The organism is Pedococcus sp. KACC 23699 (assembly GCF_045348425.1).
Lineage (GTDB): Bacteria > Actinomycetota > Actinomycetes > Actinomycetales > Dermatophilaceae > Pedococcus.
The window spans coordinates 808,530-826,741 of record NZ_CP157483.1; the positions used below are offsets into that span (position 1 = coordinate 808,530).

General features: G+C 70.9%; 17 protein-coding genes. 9 read left to right on the forward strand and 8 right to left on the reverse strand.

The genetic code is table 11. The features are described 5' to 3' along the window. Window positions 1-11 precede the first annotated feature (11 nt). The 4 genes from ABEG17_RS03710 to ABEG17_RS03725 all read right to left on the reverse strand — a co-directional run bounded on the left by ABEG17_RS03710 (window position 12) and on the right by ABEG17_RS03725 (window position 4,707). The gene (locus ABEG17_RS03710) at window positions 12-1,058 is read right to left on the reverse strand and encodes a BMP family protein (RefSeq protein ID WP_406831936.1); all 1,047 of its coding nucleotides are present in this window, start codon (window positions 1,056-1,058) and stop codon (window positions 12-14) included. Window positions 1,059-1,184: 126 nt separating this feature from the next. Beyond that, a complete protein-coding gene (locus ABEG17_RS03715; protein WP_406831937.1) occupies window positions 1,185-2,402 on the reverse strand; it encodes an amidohydrolase in 1,218 nt (405 codons plus the stop codon). Window positions 2,403-2,514: 112 nt separating this feature from the next. Further along, entirely contained in the window at window positions 2,515-4,110 is a 1,596-nt protein-coding gene (locus tag ABEG17_RS03720) for a methylmalonyl-CoA mutase (protein WP_406831938.1), read from the reverse strand. Between the two features lie 105 nt (window positions 4,111-4,215). Then, a complete protein-coding gene (locus ABEG17_RS03725) occupies window positions 4,216-4,707 on the reverse strand; it encodes a GbsR/MarR family transcriptional regulator (RefSeq protein WP_406831939.1) in 492 nt (163 codons plus the stop codon). 52 nt (window positions 4,708-4,759) lie between these two features. On the opposite strand from ABEG17_RS03725, the gene ABEG17_RS03730 reads away from it, so the two are divergent. Both ABEG17_RS03730 and ABEG17_RS03735 read left to right on the forward strand, forming a co-directional pair. Beyond that, entirely contained in the window at window positions 4,760-5,677 is a 918-nt protein-coding gene (locus ABEG17_RS03730; RefSeq protein WP_406831940.1) for an ATP-binding cassette domain-containing protein, read from the forward strand. Then, window positions 5,674-7,260, forward strand: coding sequence for an ABC transporter permease (locus tag ABEG17_RS03735; protein WP_406831941.1), 1,587 nt, complete (start codon window positions 5,674-5,676; stop codon window positions 7,258-7,260). Before ABEG17_RS03730 ends, ABEG17_RS03735 begins: the two co-directional genes overlap by 4 nt. A 9-nt stretch (window positions 7,261-7,269) precedes the next feature. On the opposite strand, the gene ABEG17_RS03740 is transcribed toward ABEG17_RS03735, so the two are convergent. Further along, complete coding sequence (locus tag ABEG17_RS03740; RefSeq protein ID WP_406831942.1) at window positions 7,270-8,349, reverse strand: mannose-1-phosphate guanylyltransferase; 1,080 nt, start codon at window positions 8,347-8,349, stop codon at window positions 7,270-7,272. Window positions 8,350-8,459: 110 nt separating this feature from the next. Here ABEG17_RS03740 and ABEG17_RS03745 point away from each other — a divergent pair, with 110 nt between their 5' ends. The 7 genes from ABEG17_RS03745 to ABEG17_RS03775 all read left to right on the forward strand — a co-directional run bounded on the left by ABEG17_RS03745 (window position 8,460) and on the right by ABEG17_RS03775 (window position 15,509). After that, entirely contained in the window at window positions 8,460-9,599 is a 1,140-nt protein-coding gene (locus tag ABEG17_RS03745) for a glycosyltransferase family 4 protein (protein WP_406831943.1), read from the forward strand. Between the two features lie 157 nt (window positions 9,600-9,756). Continuing rightward, window positions 9,757-10,134 carry a succinate dehydrogenase, cytochrome b556 subunit gene (gene sdhC, locus ABEG17_RS03750; RefSeq protein ID WP_406831944.1) on the forward strand — a complete coding sequence of 126 codons (378 nt, stop codon included), beginning with the start codon at window positions 9,757-9,759 and terminating at the stop codon, window positions 10,132-10,134. 11 nt (window positions 10,135-10,145) lie between these two features. Further along, window positions 10,146-10,613: a succinate dehydrogenase hydrophobic membrane anchor subunit gene (locus ABEG17_RS03755; protein WP_406831945.1), complete on the forward strand. Its 468-nt coding sequence runs from the start codon at window positions 10,146-10,148 to the stop codon at window positions 10,611-10,613. 58 nt (window positions 10,614-10,671) lie between these two features. Further along, window positions 10,672-12,456, forward strand: a complete 1,785-nt coding sequence (gene sdhA / locus ABEG17_RS03760) for a succinate dehydrogenase flavoprotein subunit (protein ID WP_406831946.1) — start codon at window positions 10,672-10,674, stop codon at window positions 12,454-12,456. Next, a complete protein-coding gene (locus ABEG17_RS03765) occupies window positions 12,456-13,220 on the forward strand; it encodes a succinate dehydrogenase iron-sulfur subunit (RefSeq protein WP_406831947.1) in 765 nt (254 codons plus the stop codon). Before sdhA ends, ABEG17_RS03765 begins: the two co-directional genes overlap by 1 nt. 33 nt (window positions 13,221-13,253) lie before the next feature. Then, window positions 13,254-14,540, forward strand: a complete 1,287-nt coding sequence (locus ABEG17_RS03770; RefSeq protein WP_406831948.1) for a D-alanyl-D-alanine carboxypeptidase family protein — start codon at window positions 13,254-13,256, stop codon at window positions 14,538-14,540. A gap of 9 nt (window positions 14,541-14,549) precedes the next feature. Beyond that, window positions 14,550-15,509: a DUF389 domain-containing protein gene (locus tag ABEG17_RS03775; protein ID WP_406831949.1), complete on the forward strand. Its 960-nt coding sequence runs from the start codon at window positions 14,550-14,552 to the stop codon at window positions 15,507-15,509. Between the two features lie 66 nt (window positions 15,510-15,575). Here the strand turns inward: ABEG17_RS03775 and ABEG17_RS03780 are convergent, their stop codons facing one another. The 3 genes from ABEG17_RS03780 to trpS are packed head-to-tail and all read right to left on the reverse strand — an operon-like array spanning window position 15,576 to window position 18,210. Continuing rightward, on the reverse strand, window positions 15,576-16,652 hold the full coding sequence (locus ABEG17_RS03780) for a YihY/virulence factor BrkB family protein (RefSeq protein WP_406831950.1): 1,077 nt from the start codon (window positions 16,650-16,652) through the stop codon (window positions 15,576-15,578). Between the two features lie 4 nt (window positions 16,653-16,656). Continuing rightward, window positions 16,657-17,169: a 2'-5' RNA ligase family protein gene (locus tag ABEG17_RS03785; RefSeq protein WP_406831951.1), complete on the reverse strand. Its 513-nt coding sequence runs from the start codon at window positions 17,167-17,169 to the stop codon at window positions 16,657-16,659. A gap of 9 nt (window positions 17,170-17,178) precedes the next feature. After that, window positions 17,179-18,210 (reverse strand): tryptophan--tRNA ligase, encoded by a 1,032-nt coding sequence (gene trpS, locus ABEG17_RS03790; protein ID WP_406831952.1) that lies wholly within the window; start codon window positions 18,208-18,210, stop codon window positions 17,179-17,181. Window positions 18,211-18,212 lie beyond the last annotated feature (2 nt).

The window sequence follows — 18,212 nt, forward strand, 5'->3', positions numbered from 1 at the left end:
CAGGGGGTCGATCAGGGGGTGACAGGCACCGTGATCTTGCCGGAGATGATCTGCTGCTTGTAGTCGTCGAGCTTGGACTTGATGTCGTCGATCTGACCACCGGTCGTGGAGTAGTCCACACCCCCGGACTTCAGGTCGTAGATGTTGTTGCCGGTCTTCTCCTGACCGTCGACGGCCGACTTGATGAAGTCGAAGACCGCGACGTCGACCTTCTTGATCATCGAGGTCATGATGACCGAACGGACGTCGGCCGGGGCCGTGAGGGCCTGGTCGGAGTCGACACCGATGGCCTTGCCACCAGCGGCCTTGGCTGCGGTGAAGACGCCACCACCGGAGCCACCAGCAGCGTGGTAGACGATGTCGGCGCCGGCCTGGAACATGCCCTCGGCAGCCGTCTTGCCCTTGGCCGGGTCACCGAAGCCGCTGAAGTCCGGCGGCTGGGTGAGGTACTGCGAGTCAACCTTGATGGAGGGGTTGACCGCCTTGGCGCCCGCGATGTAGCCGGCCTCGAACTTCTTGATGAGCGGGGTGTTGACGCCACCGACGAAGCCGATGTGCTTCGTCTTGGTCTTCAGGGCGGCAGCCGCACCGACGAGGAACGAGCCCTCGTTCTCGGCGAACGTGATCTGGTCGACGTTGGCGCCCTTGGAGTCGGCGGACGCGTCGTCGACGATCGCGAAGTGCACGTCGGGGTTGGCCTTGGCGGCCGTGCCCACGGACTTGGCGTAGGCGAAGCCCACGGCGACGACGTGCGTGTAACCGGCGTCGATCAGCTGCTGGAGACGCTCCTCGCGGGCAGCCTCGTTCTCGCCGTTGACGGCGGCGGCTTCCTTGACCTGGACCCCGAGGTCGGCCTTGGCCTTGTCGAGACCGGCGGCCGCAGCGTCGTTGAAGGACTGGTCTCCACGGCCACCCACGTCGTAGGCCATGCCGACCTTGATGTCGCTCTTCTTGGCCGAGCTCGAGCTCGACCCGCTGGCGCTGGACTTGTCGCTGCCCGAGCCACCACACGCGGCGAGGGTCAGTGCTGCCACTGACATCACCGCTGCAACCTTCATCCCGTGACGCAAGGCTGTCTCCTGTTCCTAGGTATGCATGAGGCGCTCTGGTGCGCCACCTGGGCGTGAGGATAGCCGCAAGAACTCCGGCCACCCACCGCCTTCTTGCGCAGTTCTTGCAAACCGTTACCGATCCGCGACTGTCCGTTCCGGAGCGCTCTTGACCACACCAGCCACAACTGCACCAGCCAGGAGGCGAGCGCCCTGCACGACCGAGGTCTCGTCGACGACGAGGTCACCTTGGTGGAGGTCGTAGGTGGCACCGCCGGGCGAGCGGGTCCCCAACCGGGCCATCGCCCCGGGGACCTCGCGCAGGTACCAGGCGAAGTCCTCCCCGCCGAGCGACTGCGGCGTGCCGACGGGTGCCAGGCCCATGCCCCCCGCCGCACGACGCAGGACCTCGATGGCTTCGGGGTCGTTGACCACGGGAGGAACGCCCTGGACGTGCTCGAGCACGGCCGTCACGGCATACGGGGCGACGATGTGCTCGAGCGCCTGGGCGAGCAGCGGGCCGACGGTGGTCCATGCGGTCGCGTCGAGCATGCGCAGCGTGCCGGCGACGGTGCCGCTGGAGGGGATGACGTTGGCGGCCTGGCCAGCGTGCACCTCGCCCCAGACCAGCGCGAACGCGGACCGCGGGTCCAGCCGCCGCGACAGCACGGCGGGCATCTCGGTCACCACCTTGGCCAGGGCGAAGGTCAGGTCCTCGGTGAGGTGCGGGCGGGAAGTGTGCCCACCACGGCCGCTGAGGTGGACCACAACCCGGTCGGCCGCGGCGGTGATGGCACCGTCGCGCAGCCCCACGCTGCCGACGTCGAGGCTGGGGTCGCAGTGCACGGCGAAGATCGCGTCCACCCCGTCGAGGGCGTGCTCGGCGATGAGGTCGACCGCCCCTCCGGGGATGACCTCCTCCGCCGGCTGGAACAGCAGTCGGACGCCGATCCCCCGCTCCCGCAGCTGGTCCTCGTGCTCCTTGAGCGCCAGTCCGGCGCCCAGCACGGCCGCCACGTGCACGTCGTGCCCACAGGCGTGGCAGATGCCCTCGGTCGTCGAGGCCCACGGGACACCCGTGCGCTCCCCCACGGGCAGGGCGTCGAGGTCGGCTCGCAGGGCGACGCGGTAGGCGGGCTGCTCGGCACCGAGGTCGGCGACCAGGCCGCTGACCGGGAGGGCTCGGGTGGAGACGCCGGCCGTCCGCAGCAGTCCCTCGACGTGGGCGGTCGTGCGTACCTCGCTCCGGGACAGCTCTGGGTGGGCGTGCACCTCGCGCTGGAGGGCCAGGAGCGCGGGGGCCAGGGCGTCGATGGTGCCGCCGAGATCGGTCAGGATGTGGTTGTCGGTCATGTCACGGCGCACTCTACTCGCGCCGGGACCTTCGGCCCCCGGTCATCGAGCCGTCCGCGGTATAGAGCGGTATGGCGCGCGGTATGGCGCGGTGCCCAGGTGCCGGGTCGCCTCAGAAGGTCTCGCGGGGGACGTACTGGCCCCAGACGTCGCGCAACGCGTGGCTCACCTCGCCGCCGGTGGCGCGCAGCCGCAGGGCCTCCCTCATCGGGTAGAGCAGGTTGTCGGTGCCACGGGCCGCGTCGCGGACCGCCTCCAGGGCTCGCTCCACGGCCTCGTTGTCGCGCTCGGCACGCAGGGCGGCCAGCCGCTCACGCTGGTCGTGCTCGATCTGGGGGTCGACGCGCAGCGGCTCGTAGGGCTCCTCCTCGTCGAGGGCGAAGCGGTTGAGGCCGACGACGGTGCGCTCCTTGCCGTCGATCTCCAGGGCGATGCGGTAGGCCGAGCGCTCGATCTCGGACTTCTGGAAACCCTGCTCGATCGCGGCCACGGCGCCACCGCGGTCCTCGACGGCCTGGATCAGCTCGAGAGCAGCCGCCTCGACGTCGTCGGTCATGGACTCCATGACGTAGGAACCCGCGAAGGGGTCGACGGTCTTCGTCACGTCGGTCTCGTAGGCGATGACCTGCTGGGTGCGCAGCGCCAGCCGGGCGGCCTTCTGCGTGGGCAGGGCGATCGCCTCGTCGAAGGAGTTGGTGTGCAGCGACTGGGTGCCACCAAGGACGGCACCGAGCCCCTGCAGGGCCACCCGAACGAGGTTGACCTCGGGCTGCTGGGCGGTCAGCTGCACCCCGGCGGTCTGCGTGTGGAACCGCAGCATCTCGCTCTTGGGGTTCTTGGCACCGAACTCCTCGCGCATGATCCGCGCCCAGATGCGTCGGGCCGCCCGGAACTTGGCGACCTCCTCGAGCAACGTGGTGCGGGCGACGAAGAAGAACGACAACCGCGGCGCGAAGTCGTCGACGTCCAGGCCGGCGGCGATGGCGGCGCGGACGTACTCCTTGGCGTTGGCCAGGGTGAAGGCGATCTCCTGCGCGGGTGTCGCCCCGGCCTCGGCCATGTGGTACCCGCTGATGGAGATGGTGTTCCAGCGCGGCATCTCCTTGGCGCAGTAGGCGAAGATGTCGCTGATGAGTCGCAGGGACTCCTTCGGCGGGTAGATGTAGGTGCCGCGGGCGATGTACTCCTTGAGCACGTCGTTCTGGATCGTCCCGGCGAGCATGGTGCTGTCCGCGCCGTTCTCCTCGGCGACGAGCTGGTACATCAGCAGCAGCGTCGAGGCGGGCGCGTTGATCGTCATCGACGTCGACAGCTCGCCGAGCGGCAGACCGCCGAAGAGGGTGCGCATGTCGTCGATCGAGTCGATCGCCACCCCGACCTTGCCGACCTCGCCACTGGCGATGGCCTCGTCTGAGTCGTACCCCATCTGCGTCGGCAGGTCGAAGGCGACGGACAGTCCACCCGTGCCGTTGGCGACGAGCTCGTGGTAGCGCTCGTTGCTCTCCTTGGCCGTGCCGAACCCGGCGTACTGGCGCATCGTCCACGGCCGACCGGTGTACATGTTCGGGTAGACGCCGCGGGTGTAGGGGTACTGCCCGGGCTCCCCCAGCTGCTGCGCCGCGTCGAACCCGGCGAGGTCGTCCGCGCCGTACACGGCCTTGATCGGGAGGTCGGACTCGGAGCGGGCTTCGGGGACGTCGGCGGCCATGGAGCGGAGCCTAACGGCGCGGTGTGCCGCGTGCTCATGGCCCGTGGCCAACCTCACCCGCCGGGAGGGTGTGGTCGGCCCACACCCGACCGGGACGCGACGGCCCTACCCCAGCTGGGCCCGACGCTTCTCCCAGCGCTCGGCGATCCCGTCCATCTCCTCGGCGATGAAGTCCAGGAACTCCACGCTGAGCGAGAGCCGGCGCCCCGCTGGGGTCCGCCGCCCCCCGACGAGGCCGACACCCTCGCGCAGGGTCGCCGTGATGGGCGCGTAGGTGGCGGAGGAGTTGATCAGGGCGTCGTGCCAGGCGTCGTCGGACACGACGTAGACGTCGCGTCGTGACCCCGGCTCGCGCTCCCGGTGGATCATCCGGGTCGTCTCGAGGTATCGGACGGCGCCGGAGACGGCCGCCGGGCTCACCGAGAGGGCCTCCCCGATCTCTGCGGAGGTCAGCGTGCCGGTGTCCTGGGAGAGCAGGCACGCGAAGACGCGCGCGGGCAGGCGGGGGAACCCGGCGACCGTGAGGCTGGAGCCGAACCGCTCGACGAAACGCAGTCGTTCGTCCGCTGATGTCTGCTTCGTCCTCCGCGTGACCATGAAGTCAGTTTAGAGCATTCAGTATCTTCTGAAACCTGTGTACGGTGAGGACATGACCACCGTGATCCATGCGGCCAACCTGCGCAAGGAGTTCGGCCACCTCGCCGCCCTCGACGGTCTCGACCTCGAGGTGCGGGCGGGAGAGGTGCACGGCTTCCTCGGCCCCAACGGGTCGGGCAAGTCGACGACCATCCGGGTGCTGCTCGGGCTGCTCCGCGCCGACGGCGGGGAGGTGACCCTTCTCGGGGGCGACCCATGGCGCCAGGCCGCGACCCTGCACCGTCGCCTGGCCTACGTCCCCGGCGACGTCGCCCTGTGGCCCAACCTCACCGGCGGCGAGGTCATCGACCTGCTCGGTCGCCTGCGCGGGGCCCAGGACGAGGGCCGTCGCACCGAGCTGCTCGAGCGCTTCGACCTCGACCCGACGAAGAAGGGCCGCGCCTACTCCAAGGGGAACCGGCAGAAGGTCGCCCTCGTCGCGGCCCTGAGCTCCGACGCCGAGCTGCTCATCCTCGACGAGCCCACCTCCGGCCTCGACCCACTCATGGAGGAGGTCTTCCGCGACTGCGTCCGCGAGGTGCAGGCAGAGGGTCGCACCGTCCTGCTCTCGAGCCACATCCTCAGCGAGGTGGAGCACCTCTGCGACCGGCTGACGATCATCCGCGCCGGCCGCACCGTCCAGACCGGCAGCCTGGCGGACCTGCGGCACCTGTCGCGGACCACCGTCGACGCCGAGCTCGAGCGTGTCCCCGACGGCCTGAAGGCCGTACCGGGTGTCCACGACCTGCAGGTCGACGGCCGTCACGTCCACCTCAACGTCGACCCCGAGGAGCTCGGCGCGGTGATGAACCTGTTGGCGCAGTGCGGGATCCGCCGCATCACCAGCGCCCCGCCGAGCCTGGAGGAGCTGTTCATGAACCTCTACCGGCGCTCGTCCGACCCCGACCGGACGGTGGGAGCCCGGCCATGACCGCCGTGCCGGGCACAGGGTCCCTGCTGCGACTCGCCCTACGTCGCGACCGGGTGCTCGCCCCCGTGGTCGTCCTGGTCCTCGGCGGTATGGCGTGGAGCACCGCCGCGGCCACCGTCGCCCTCTACCCCGATCCGAGCCAGGTGACGTCGGCCGCCGTGGCCGCCAACGCCTCCCCCGCACTGGTGGCGCTCTACGGTCCCGTCCATGCTTCGCTGGGGTCGCTGGCCGGCCTCAAGATGCTGTCGACCGGGGCGGTGGCCGTGGCCCTCACCGCCGTGTTCCTCCTGCGCCGCCACACCCGCACCGAGGAGGAGACCGGCAGGGTCGAGCTCCTCGGCGCAGGCGTCGTGTCCCGGCACGCACCGTTGACCGCAGCCCTGCTCCACACCACTGGGGTGGTCGTGCTCGCGAGCGCGTTCACGGCTGTCGGCTACGCCGCCTCCGGACTCCCCGTCGCGGGGTCGGTCGCCCTCGGCCTCGCGTGGCTCGTCGCGGGGATCGCCTTCATCGGCATCACCGCGGTCGCCGTGCAGCTCACCTCGAGCGGCCGGACGGTCGCCGCGGTCGCGGGTGGCGGCGTCGCGGCGGCATACCTGCTCCGGGCGGTGGGCGACGCGTCCGGCGACGGACCGGCCCACGTCCTCGTCTGGCTCTCCCCGCTCGGGTGGGCCCAGGAGGTGCGCCCCTATGCCGGGGAGCGTTGGTGGGTAGGGCTGCTCGCCCTGGGGTTTGCTGCGGTGATGACGGCGCTGGCCTACCGGCTGCGCAACAGGCGTGACCTCGGGTCCGGCCTGTTCGCCGACCGCGCCGGCCCGGCCCACACCACGATGGGCACACCGCTCGCGCTGGCCTGGCGGCTGCAGCGCGCCGCCATCCTGGGCTGGTCGCTCGCGACAGTCCTGATGGGCGCGATCCTGGGCGGCTTCGCCTCGAACGCGGCCTCACTGCTCGACTCCCCGCAGGCGCGGGACATGATCCGCAGCCTCGGCGGCACCGGGTCGCTGACGGACGCCTTCATCGCCGCGGAGTTCGGCATCATGGCTGCGGTCGTGGCGGGGTTCGGGATCGCGGCCTCCCTGCGCCTGCTCGGGGAGGAGAGCTCCACACGCGCCGAGCTGACCCTGTCGACGGCCACCTCGCGCTGGTCCTGGCTGATGAGCCACGTCAGCCTGGCCCTCGCGGGCAGCGCGGGGATCCTGGCCCTGCTCGGGGTCGGCGCGTCCCTCGCCGACGGGGCGACCCGTGGCGACCTCGGTGAGTCGTTCACCCGGGTGCTCCCGGCGGCACTCGTGCAGGTGGCCCCGGTCTGGGTCGTCATCGCGGTGGCGGTGCTGCTCTACGGCTCCGCCTCACGACTGGCCGTGGGCGCGTGGGTCGTGCTCGCCGCCTGCCTGGTGATCGGTCAGTTCGGCGACCTCCTCCATCTTCCGCAAGGTCTGCAGGACCTCTCGCCGTTCCGCCACGTGCCCCTGCTGCCCGGTGGCACCTTCGACCCCACTCCGGTCGTCGGGCTCGTCGCGCTCGCCGGCGTGCTGGTCCTGGCCGGCGGCACCCTGTTCCGCCGCCGCGACGTGCACTGACCAGGGAGGTCAGGTCAGGTCGGTGCGGCCCTGGGCCTTGAGGGAGTCGACGATGCCCTTGACGTCCTGGGCGCGCTCGCGCGACATGACCAGCAGGGCGTCCGGGGTGTCGACCACCACCACGTCGTCGATGCCGACGAGGGCGACGACCCGGTCGGTGCCGGGGACCACGACCCCCGTGGAGTCCAGGACGCGCAGGCGATCGGCGTCACCGAGGACCCGAACCCCCGGCAGCCCGTCGGCGTCCGAGAGCAGCGAGCCGAGCGAGGCGAAGTCACCCACGTCGTCCCACCCGAACCCGCCCGGGACGACCGCCACCCGGCCCTGCGCGGCAGCAGGTTCGGCGACGGCGTGGTCGATGGCGATCTTCTCCAGCCCCGGCCAGACCTCGGCGAGGCGCGACGGCTCGGAGGCGACGGTCCGCAACCCGGCCGCGAGCTCGGGGTGCCACTGCGCGAGCAGGTCGAGCAGGACCGTGGCCCTGACGACGAACATGCCCGCGTTCCACCGGAACCGACCGGTCGCCAGGTAGGCCTCGGCACGCTCGCGGTCGGGCTTCTCCACGAACTGCGCGACAGCGCGCGCCGGGCCGGCACCCAACGTCTCGCCCATCTCGATGTAGCCGAAACCCGTTGCGGCATGGGTGGGTTCGATGCCGATCGTCACGACGTGCCCGTCAGCAGCGGCTTCCACGGCGGACGACACGCACTCGCGGAACTGCTCCTCGTCACCGATCACGTGGTCTGCGGCGAAGGACCCGAGGACCGCCTCGGGGTCGCGGGCCTCGAGCACTGCCGCGGCCCACCCGATGGCCGCCATCGAGTCGCGGGGCGAGGGCTCGGCCAGCAGCTGGTCAGCCGGGAGCCCAGGGAGCTGCCGGGCGACCGCGTCGATGTGCGCGACGCCCGTGACGACGAGGACCTGCGCACCGGTCAGCGGCTCGAGCCGGTCCCACGTGGCCTGCAGCAGCGAGCGCCCCGTGCCGGTGAGGTCGTGCAGGAACTTCGGCGAACCCGCCCTCGACAACGGCCACAGCCGTGTGCCCGCCCCACCGGCGGGGATGACGGCCCAGAAGTGCTCGTTCGACATGGCGCGAACGCTAGCCCACGCCATCCGCGACACCGCTTGATCACCCCACGCTCACCTGACCCACCCCCGGACGTCGCCGCCACATCACCCGGGTTCAGCACGCTGGTGCCGTGCGCATCGCGATCGTCACCGAGTCGTTCCTCCCCAACCTCAACGGCGTGACGACGAGCGTCTGCCGGGTCCTGGAGTGCCTGCGCGACCGCGGGCACGAGGTCATCGTCATCGCCCCGCGTCCCGCGCCCGCGAGCTGGGCGGGCTTCCCGGTGCATGGTGTCGCCTCCGTGCCCGTGCGCCAGTTCCCGGTGGGACTGCCCACCGGTGAGGTCGAGGCCCTGCTGGCCAGGTTCGCCCCCGACGTGGTGCACGTCGCGTCCCCGTTCGTCCTCGGCGCGAGCGCTCTCGGGGCTGCGGCCAGGCTGGGGATCGCGTCGGTCGCCGTCTACCAGACCGACATGCCCAGCTACCTCGCCCAGCACTGCCCCGGCGCACTCGGCCGCGGCGCGGCAACCGCCGCGTGGCGCTGGGTGCGCCGGGTCCACGAGCTCGCCGACCTCACCCTCGCCCCCTCCTCGGCGGCACTGGCCGAGCTGGAGGCCCACGGCATACCCCGAACCCGATCCTGGGCCCGTGGCGTGGATGCCGCGATGTTCCACCCCCACTGGCGGACCGACGCCGGCACCCGTGCCCTGCGGCGCAGCCTGGCACCGCACGGCGAGGTCGTCGTCGGCTACGTCGGCCGGCTGGCCCCCGAGAAGGAGCTGCACCGGTTCGCCGCCCTCGCCGGCCTGCCCGGCCTGCGGGTGGTCCTGGTCGGCGACGGTCCCGGCCGAGCCGACGACGCCGCCCTGCTGGGCGCCGCCGGGCTCGACGTCGTCCTGCTCGGGCGCAGGGAGGGTGACGACCTCGCGAGGGCGTATGCCGCGCTGGACGTGTTCGTGCACACAGGCACCAGGGAGACGTTCGGCCAGACCCTGCAGGAGGCGGCCGCGACCGCCCTGCCGGTGGTCGCCCCTGCTCGCGGTGGCCCGCTCGACCTCGTGGACCACAGCCGGACCGGCCTGCTGTTCGACCCCGAGGACCCGGCCGCCATGCGGGGGGCCGTCGCCCACCTCGCCGGCGACCGCGCCAAGCGGGAGGCGATGGGTGCGGCAGGGCGCCGACGCGTCGAGGGGAGGTCGTGGTCGACGCTGACCGACGAGCTGCTGCGCCACTACTCCACGGTCCTTCGCGCCCCCGCAATCGTCGCCTGAGACCTGTCGGTACCCGCCAGTAACCCCGCCTGTCTGGTTTCTCACAGCCGGGCCGTGCGCGCCCCACCTGCACGGACAGATAACCTGACCGTCGACGTACGGCCAGACACGCCCTCGAGCGACTGCCGTGACAACTCTGCTTCGAAAGGGACGCGCAGTGGCGCAGGCAGCTACCGGGACCCTCTACCGCGGCCGTGAAGGCATGTGGACGTGGGTGGCCCACCGCATCAGCGGCGTACTGATCTTCCTCTTCCTGTTCGCGCACGTGCTGGACACGGCGCTCGTCCGGGTCTCGCCCAGCGCGTACAACGAGGTCATGGGCGCCTACAAGAACCCCGTCGTGGGCCTGGCCGAGGCCGGGCTGGTCGCGGCCGTGATCTTCCACGCGCTCAACGGCCTGCGCATCATCGCCGTGGACTTCTGGTCCAAGGGGCCCAAGTACCAGAAGCAGATGTTCTGGGCGGTCGCCGCCGGGTTCGTGCTGCTGTTCGCGCCGTTCGCGATCCGGCACCTGACCATCGTCTTCACGCACTGAGAGGGCGGACCATGAGCGCCACCACCAACTACCACGCCGGACCTGACGCGGTCTCCGCCAAGACCTCGCGCTACCGCCGGGTGTCCAAGGGCCGCGGCAACTTCGAGCTGTGGTCCTGGGTCTTCATGCGCGGCAGCGGCGTGCTGCTGCTCGTCCTGGTCTTCGGCCACCTGTTCGTCAACCTCATGCTGGGCGAGGGCATCCACGGCGTCGACTTCGCCTTCGTCGCCGGCAAGTGGGCCAGCCCGTTCTGGCAGACCTGGGACATGTTGATGCTGTGGCTCGCCGAGCTGCACGGCTTCAACGGCGTCCGCACGATCATCAACGACTACACCGAGAGCGACCGCACCCGCTGGATCCTCAAGGGCCTGCTCGTCGCGAGCGCGATCCTCGTCCTGGTCCTCGGCACGCTGGTCATCTTCACGTTCGACCCGTGCATCGACCCGTCCTCCACGCTCTCCGTGTGCACCGGACGATGACCCACCCGACGACGACCCCGGAACACCGGACCCTGCAACACCGAAGGAACGAATCCTGATGCAGACGCACAAGTACGACGTCGTCATCGTCGGTGCCGGCGGCGCCGGCATGCGCGCGGCCCTCGAGTCCTCGACGCGCACCCGCACCGCGGTCCTGACCAAGCTCTACCCCACCCGCTCCCACACCGGCGCGGCCCAGGGCGGCATGTGCGCCGCCCTCGCCAACGTCGAGGAGGACAACTGGGAGTGGCACACCTTCGACACCGTCAAGGGCGGCGACTACCTCGTCGACCAGGACGCTGCGGAGATCATGTGCCGCGAGGCCATCGACGCGGTCATCGACCTCGAGAAGATGGGCCTGCCGTTCAACCGCACGCCCGAGGGCAAGATCGACCAGCGCCGGTTCGGTGGCCACACCCGCAACCACGGTGAGGCCGCGGTCCGCCGCTCCTGCTTCGCCGCCGACCGCACCGGCCACATGATCCTGCAGACGCTCTACCAGAACTGCGTCAAGCAGGGCGTGGAGTTCTTCAACGAGTTCTACGTCCTCGACCTGCTCATGAACACCGGCGCCGACGGCGTCGAGCGGGCGGCCGGCGTGGTGGCCTATGAGCTGTCCACCGGCGAGATCCACGTCTTCCAGGCCAAGTCGATCGTGTTCGCCACCGGCGGCACCGGCAAGGTCTTCAAGACCACCTCCAACGCCCACACCCTCACCGGTGACGGCATGGGCGTGGCCTTCCGCCGCGGCATCCCGTTGGAGGACATGGAGTTCTTCCAGTTCCACCCGACAGGCCTGGCCGGTCTCGGCATCCTGCTCTCGGAGGCGGCCCGCGGTGAGGGCGGCATCCTGCGCAACGCAGACGGCGAGCGCTTCATGGAGCGCTACGCCCCCACCATCAAGGACCTCGCGCCGCGCGACATCGTCGCCCGCTCGATGGCCAACGAGGTGCGCGAGGGTCGCGGCGCCGGTCCCAACAAGGACTACGTCCTGCTCGACCTGACCCACCTCGAGCCGGCCCACATCGACGCCAAGCTGCCCGACATCACCGAGTTCGCGCGCACCTACCTCGGCGTCGAGCCCTACACCGAGCCCGTGCCGGTCTACCCCACCGCGCACTACGCGATGGGCGGGGTGCCGACCAACGTCGAGACCGAGGTGCTGCGCAACAACACCGACGTCGTCCCCGGCCTCTACGCCGCCGGCGAGGTCGCGTGCGTGTCGGTTCACGGCTCCAACCGCCTGGGCACCAACAGCCTGCTGGACATCAACGTCTTCGGCCGCCGCGCCGGCATCGCCGCCGCGGAGTATGCCGCGAACGCCGCCTGGGTCGACCTGCCGCAGAACCCCTCCTCCCTCGTCGACGGCATGGTCGAGGGCATCCGCGGCCGCGCGAGCGGCGAGCGGGTGGCCGACCTGCGCAAGGAGCTGCAGGAGACGATGGACCGCAACGTCCAGGTGTTCCGCACCGAGGGCTCGATGAAGGAGGCCCTCGGCGTCATCGACGAGCTCAAGGCGCGCTACGCCAACGTCGTGGTGCAGGACAAGGGCAAGCGCTACAACACCGACCTGCTCGAGGCCGTCGAGCTCGGGTTCCTCATCGAGCTCGCCGAGGTCATCACGCTGGGCGCCCTGGCGCGCAAGGAGTCGCGCGGCGGCCACTTCCGTGAGGACTACGAGACCCGCGACGACGTCAACTTCATGCGGCACACCATGGCCTACCGTGCACCGCTGGCCGGTGACGGCTTCGGCGCCGAGAGCCCGCTGTTCGCCGACGAGGTGCGCCTGGACTACAAGCCCGTGACCGTGACCCGCTACCAGCCGATGGAGCGCAAGTACTGATGACCGCCACCGCCGAGAAGCAGACGACGGACGAGAAGAAGGCCGGGGCCGTCCCGACCTTCACCGTGACCATCCGGGTCGCGCGCTACAACCCCGAGGCCGACAGCGAGCCGCACTTCGAGGACTACCAGGTCACCGCCCACGCGACCGACCGGGTCCTGGACGCCCTGCACCAGATCAAGTGGGAGCAGGACGGTTCGCTGAGCTTCCGTCGCTCCTGCGCCCACGGGGTCTGCGGGTCCGACGCCATGCGGATCAACGGCAAGAACCGGCTCGCCTGCAAGACGCTCATCAAGGACGTCAACCCGGACAAGCCGATCACCGTCGAGGCGATCAAGGGCCTTCCCCTCGAGAAGGACCTCATCGTCGACATGGAGCCGTTCTTCGACGCCTACCGCGAGGTCATGCCGTTCCTCGTGACGACGGGCAACGAGCCCACCCGCGAGCGGATCCAGAGCCAGAAGGACCGCGACCGCTTCGACGACACGACCAAGTGCATCCTGTGCGCCGCGTGCACGACCAGCTGCCCGGTGTTCTGGAACGACGGGCAGTACTTCGGTCCTGCCGCCATCGTCAACGCGCACCGCTTCATCTTCGACAGCCGTGACGAGGGTGGCAGCCAGCGGTTGGAGATCCTCAACGACAAGGAAGGCGTGTGGCGCTGCCGCACGACCTTCAACTGCACCGACGCCTGCCCCCGCGGCATCCAGGTCACCCAGGCCATCCAGGAGGTCAAGCGCGCCCTCCTGACCAGCAGGTTCTGACGAACCGGCCCCCTCTCGGGCACACTGTCGCGCGTGCGTCACCCTCGACACCTCTCCGCCGCCGGCCTCGTGCTGGCGGTCGGCGGCGCCGTCGTGCTCGGCCCCACGGTCTGCGCTGCGAGCCCCGCCTCGGCGACCACCGTCACGTCGGTCGCCGCAGCCAAGCCCAAGCCGCCGGCCACGCCCAGGCTGCCGGTCCCGAAGGCGACGGTGCCCCCGGAGCTGTCGATCGGCGGTCCCAGGCTGGCGACCATCGGCACCGTGACCGACCTCCCCGCGGGGGTGCCCGCTCCACCGAAGCTCAACAACGTGGCGTGGCTGCTGGCCGACCTGGACACCGGCGAGGTCATCGCTGCCAAGGCCCCCCACGCCAGGCTGCTTCCCGCGAGCACCCTCAAGACGCTCACCGCCCTAACCCTGATCCCGTCGGTCGAGCCCGACCGGAAGATCAAGGCCACCGCTGCAGACGCGAATGCGGACGGCACCCGCGTCGGGCTGGTGCCCGGACTCGACTACACGGGGCGACAACTGTTCGAGGCGTTGCTCATGTCCTCCGGCAACGACGCGGCCTACGCCCTCGCGGAGTCCGCGGGCGGCCGTGGTGCGACGCTCGCCGCGATGAACGCCCGGGCCCGCGAGCTCGGAGCGCACGACACCGTCGCGAAGGACCCGTCCGGTCTGGACGCACCCGGACAGACCTCGAGCGCCTACGACCTGGCCCTGATCGGCCGGGCAGCCCTGAAGCTGCCGGACTTCCGCCGCTACGTCACGACGAAGCAGGCCCCTTTCCCGGGGCGTGTGAACCCGAAGACGAAGAAGCGCGCCTCGTACGTGATCAACAACCACAACAAGCTGCTCTACAACTACGACGGCACCATCGGCGTCAAGAACGGCTACACCGTGGCCGCGCACCGCACCTTCATCTCGGCGGTCACCCGCGGGGGCAAGACCTACCTGCTCACCGAGATGTACGGCCTGGACGGGTCCTGGCGGCCCCAGGCCGCGATGTACGACTGGGCCTTCCGCTACGGACACCTGGCCCGCCCCGTCGGCACCCTCGTGGAGCCCGGCACCGTGACCACGCCGCCGAAGCCCACGACTTCGCCCCCGGCAGACGCTCCGGCGGCGAACGCCCGGGTCATGCCCCAGGACCAGGCAACCCGCGCGACGGCGGCCGCGGCTGCGCTTCCCGGCGGTATCGGCCAGCACGCCTCGGCACCGTGGGTCGGGGTGGGCACCCTGGCCGTCATCGCGGGACTGCTGCTGTGGCTCGCCTCGCGGGCGGCCAGCGCCCGTCGGCGCCACCGCGCCCACCACTAGGGTCGGCCCGTGCTGCACCTGCGCCTCGCCGTCCCCGACGACCTCTCGGCCGAGGTCCTGGCCGTCCTCGAACCGGACCACGCCGTCTGCAACCTCGCGGTGACGCGTGGCGGCAGCCTCAAGCCGGTCGGTGACCTCGTGGAGGCGGACATCGCCCGGGAGGCGGCGGACGGGCTGCTCAGCCGGCTGCGCACCCTCGGGCTGCACGACCGGGGTGGCATCACCATCTTCACCATCGAGGCATCACCGTCCCGCAACGCCGTCGAGGCGGAGCGGCGTGCACCCGGCGCCCCCGACGACGCCGTGGTCTGGGACGCCGTCCGCGACGGCGCCGAGGGCCAGTCCCACGGCTCGTGGTCGTACTACGTGTTCCTCTGCCTGGCGACGCTGATCGCCTCTGTCGCCGTCGTGACGGACTCGGCGATCCTCGTCGTCGGCGCCATGGTGGTGGGCCCGGAGTTCAGCGCGGTCGCGGCGTTGTCCGTGGGGCTGGCGCTCGGACGGCCCAGGTTGTCCGTGCGGGCGCTGGGACTGCTGGTGCGCGGGTTCGCCCTGGCCATCGGCGTGACCACCCTGCTGGCGCTGCTCGCCGTGGCCGTTGGCTGGTTGGACGCGGCGACGGTGGCTGCGCCGCGCCCGATGACGGGGTTCATCTATCGTCCGGACCACTGGTCGCTGGTGGTGGCGGTGCTGGCCGGTGCCGCCGGTGTGCTGTCCACGACGGCCGGGCGCAGCAACGCCTTGGTCGGCGTCTTCATCTCCGTGACGACAGTGCCCGCGGCCGGTGACTTCTCCGTCGCCCTCGCCACGGGCGCCTGGAGCCAGCTCGGCGGGGCGGCAGCCCAGCTGGGCATCAACCTTCTCGGCATGACGGTGGCCGGCGTGCTGACCCTGCTCCTCCAGCGTGCGCTGTGGGAACGCCTGCTCCGTCGACGCCACCCGGCGCCTGCGGGTCTTCGGAGGGTCTGAGGGCCCAGGGCACGTCGGATCTTCCGAAGAAGTGCGGGTGAGCGGCCTGGGCCGGCCGTCGGACGGTCAGCGGCGGCGGGTGAGGCTGCGTATGCCGCGGCCCAGGGAGCCGACTGCCACCACACCGACCGCGCCGAGCACGGCTCCGGCGGCGACCGATGTCCGGTCCGCCGCCCGCTGGCCGAACGTCGGCAGGCCCGCGTCGGTGCGCTCCCGGATGCTGTCCAGCGGCTCGGGGGCCGGGCCCTCCGACAGCTTGTGCCGCTGGGCCTCGGTGAGGTCGTCGGCGCGGGCGTCGACGTCGTTGGCGGCCCAGGCGGCGGCCACGAGCATGACGCGCGAGATGAGGTTGAGCCAGACCAGCAGCCCGACGACGAGGGCGAAGGAGGCGAAGAGCGGGTTGCCGGTCGTCCCAGCGATCAGGCGCGAGCCCGCGACCTTGAGGATGGTCAGCGCGACCCCACCGAACACCGAACCGTTGCGCAGCGCCCGCCAGGGCATGGCGACGCCGCTGAGCACCCGCAGCATGACGGCGACCAGCGCGGTGTCGAGCACCACGCCCATGGCGAAGCCGACCACGCCGACGATCCAGCTCTGCGACCCCAGCCCGATGGCCTCGGACACGGTCGTGGCGACGCCGCCGGCCACGATGGTGACGACGGCCGAGACGAGCACCCCGAGCCCGAGGAGCAGCATGACGCCGAGGTCGCGCAGCTTCAACAGGACGGGGTTGCCCGGCTCCCCCGGGACGCCGAAGATCGCACGGATCCCGTCGCGCATCCCCGAGAGCCACCCGAGCCCGGCGAGCACGAGGCCGGCGACACCGATGATGCCGGTCAGGGTGAGGACGTTCTTCTGGGGGATGGCGACCGGGATGATGCCCTGGCCGGTCTTGTCGTTCTTGACGAACCCCGGCAGCGTCTGGTCGACGTAGTGCCGCACCTCCACGAGCAGCTCGGGCCGGTCGCGCAGCACGATGCCGCCGATGGTGAAGGCCAGCGCGATGGCGGGAAAGATCGAGAAGAAGGCGAAGTAGCCGACACCGCCGGCGAGGACGTTGCCCCGCGCGTCGCCGTAGCGCTTCCACGCCTTCCACGGGGTGGTGGCCTGCAGGCGGGACCACCAGTGCTGGATCGTCTGCACCCGGTCAGCCGCCCAGCGCGAAGGAGCGGACCGGGCGCCATACGCCATCGGTGCCGTGCTCGTAGAGGTGGAACTCCTCGACGGCGAACGTGCACTCGAAGTCGGCAAGCTCGGCGAAGGCGCGGTCGAGCGCCTCCTCCGGCACGTGGTGGGCCACGGTCACGTGCGGGTGGTAGTGGAAGTCCAGGACCCGCTCCAGCGGCCCGCGCCGGATGCTCTTCTCCAGCAGCTCGCAGTCGCTGATGCCACCGGAGACCTGCACGAAGACGACGGGCGAGATCGGGCGGAAGGTGCCGGTGCCGCGCAGGACCATCGAGAAGGGGTGCCCCTCGGCCGCGACCTCCTCGAGGTGCGCGACCGTGTCGGCCAGCTCCACGTCGCCCACGTCGGTGGGCGGCAGCAGCGTGACGTGGGTGGGGATGGAGTCGGCGAGCGGGTCACCGAAGGAGGCCCGCTTGGCCTGGAGCAGCTGCGCGTACGGCGAGGGGATCGCGATGGACACGCCAATGGTGGGCACCGAGTGACCCTATCGAACGCTGGGGAGCAGACCCACGCGGTCACGCACCCGGGCCATCGTGGTCCGGGCGACCTCGCGCGCGCGCTCGGCGCCGTCGGCGAGGATGCGGTCGAGCTCGGCCGGGTCGTCGAGCAGCTCGCCCATCCGCTGCTGGAACGGCGTGAGCGCCTCGACCACGACCTGCGCGACCTCCTTCTTGAGGTCGCCGTACCCACGGCCCGCGAACGATGCCGCGACGTCCTCGACCGACTGACCCGAGAGCACCGAGTGGATGACCAGCAGGTTGGACACGCCGGCCTTCGTCTCGGGGTCGAAGCGCACCTCGGCGTCGGTGTCCGTGACGGCCGAGCGGATGTTCTTGGCGATCTTGGCGGGGTCCTCCATCAGGTCGATGAGCCCCTTGGGCGACGACCCGGTCTTGCTCATCTTCGACGTCGGGTCCTGCAGGTCCATGATCTTCGCCGCGCCCTTGACGATGTAGGGCTCGGGCACGACGAGGGCCTCACCGAAGCGGTGGTTGAACCGCTCCGCCAGGTCACGGGTGATCTCGAGGTGCTGGCGCTGGTCCTCACCGACGGGCACGTAGGCCGCGTCGTACATGAGGATGTCGGCCGCCATGAGCATGGGGTAGGTCAGCAGGCCGACGTTGGCGTTCTGCCCCTTGGCCGTCTTGTCCTTGAACTGCGTCATCCGTCGGGCCTCGCCGTCGGCGGTGAGGCAGTTCATCACCCAGCCGAGCTCGGCGTGCTCGGTGACGTGGCTCTGGCAGAAGACCGCCGAGCGCTTCGGGTCGACCCCACCGGCGAGGAACTGCGCTGCGGTCACGCGCGTGCGGTGGCGCAGGACCGCCGGGTCGGTCGGCACGGTCAGCGCGTGCAGGTCGGCGACGAAGTAGAAGGCGTCGAAGTCGTCCTGCAGCTTCACCCAGTTGACCAGCGCCCCGAGGTAGTTGCCGAGGTGCAGGGAGTCGCTGGTCGGCTGCATCCCGGACAGGATCCGGGGCAGCCCAGCGGGGGCGGAGGGCGCAGACATGCCCGCCATTG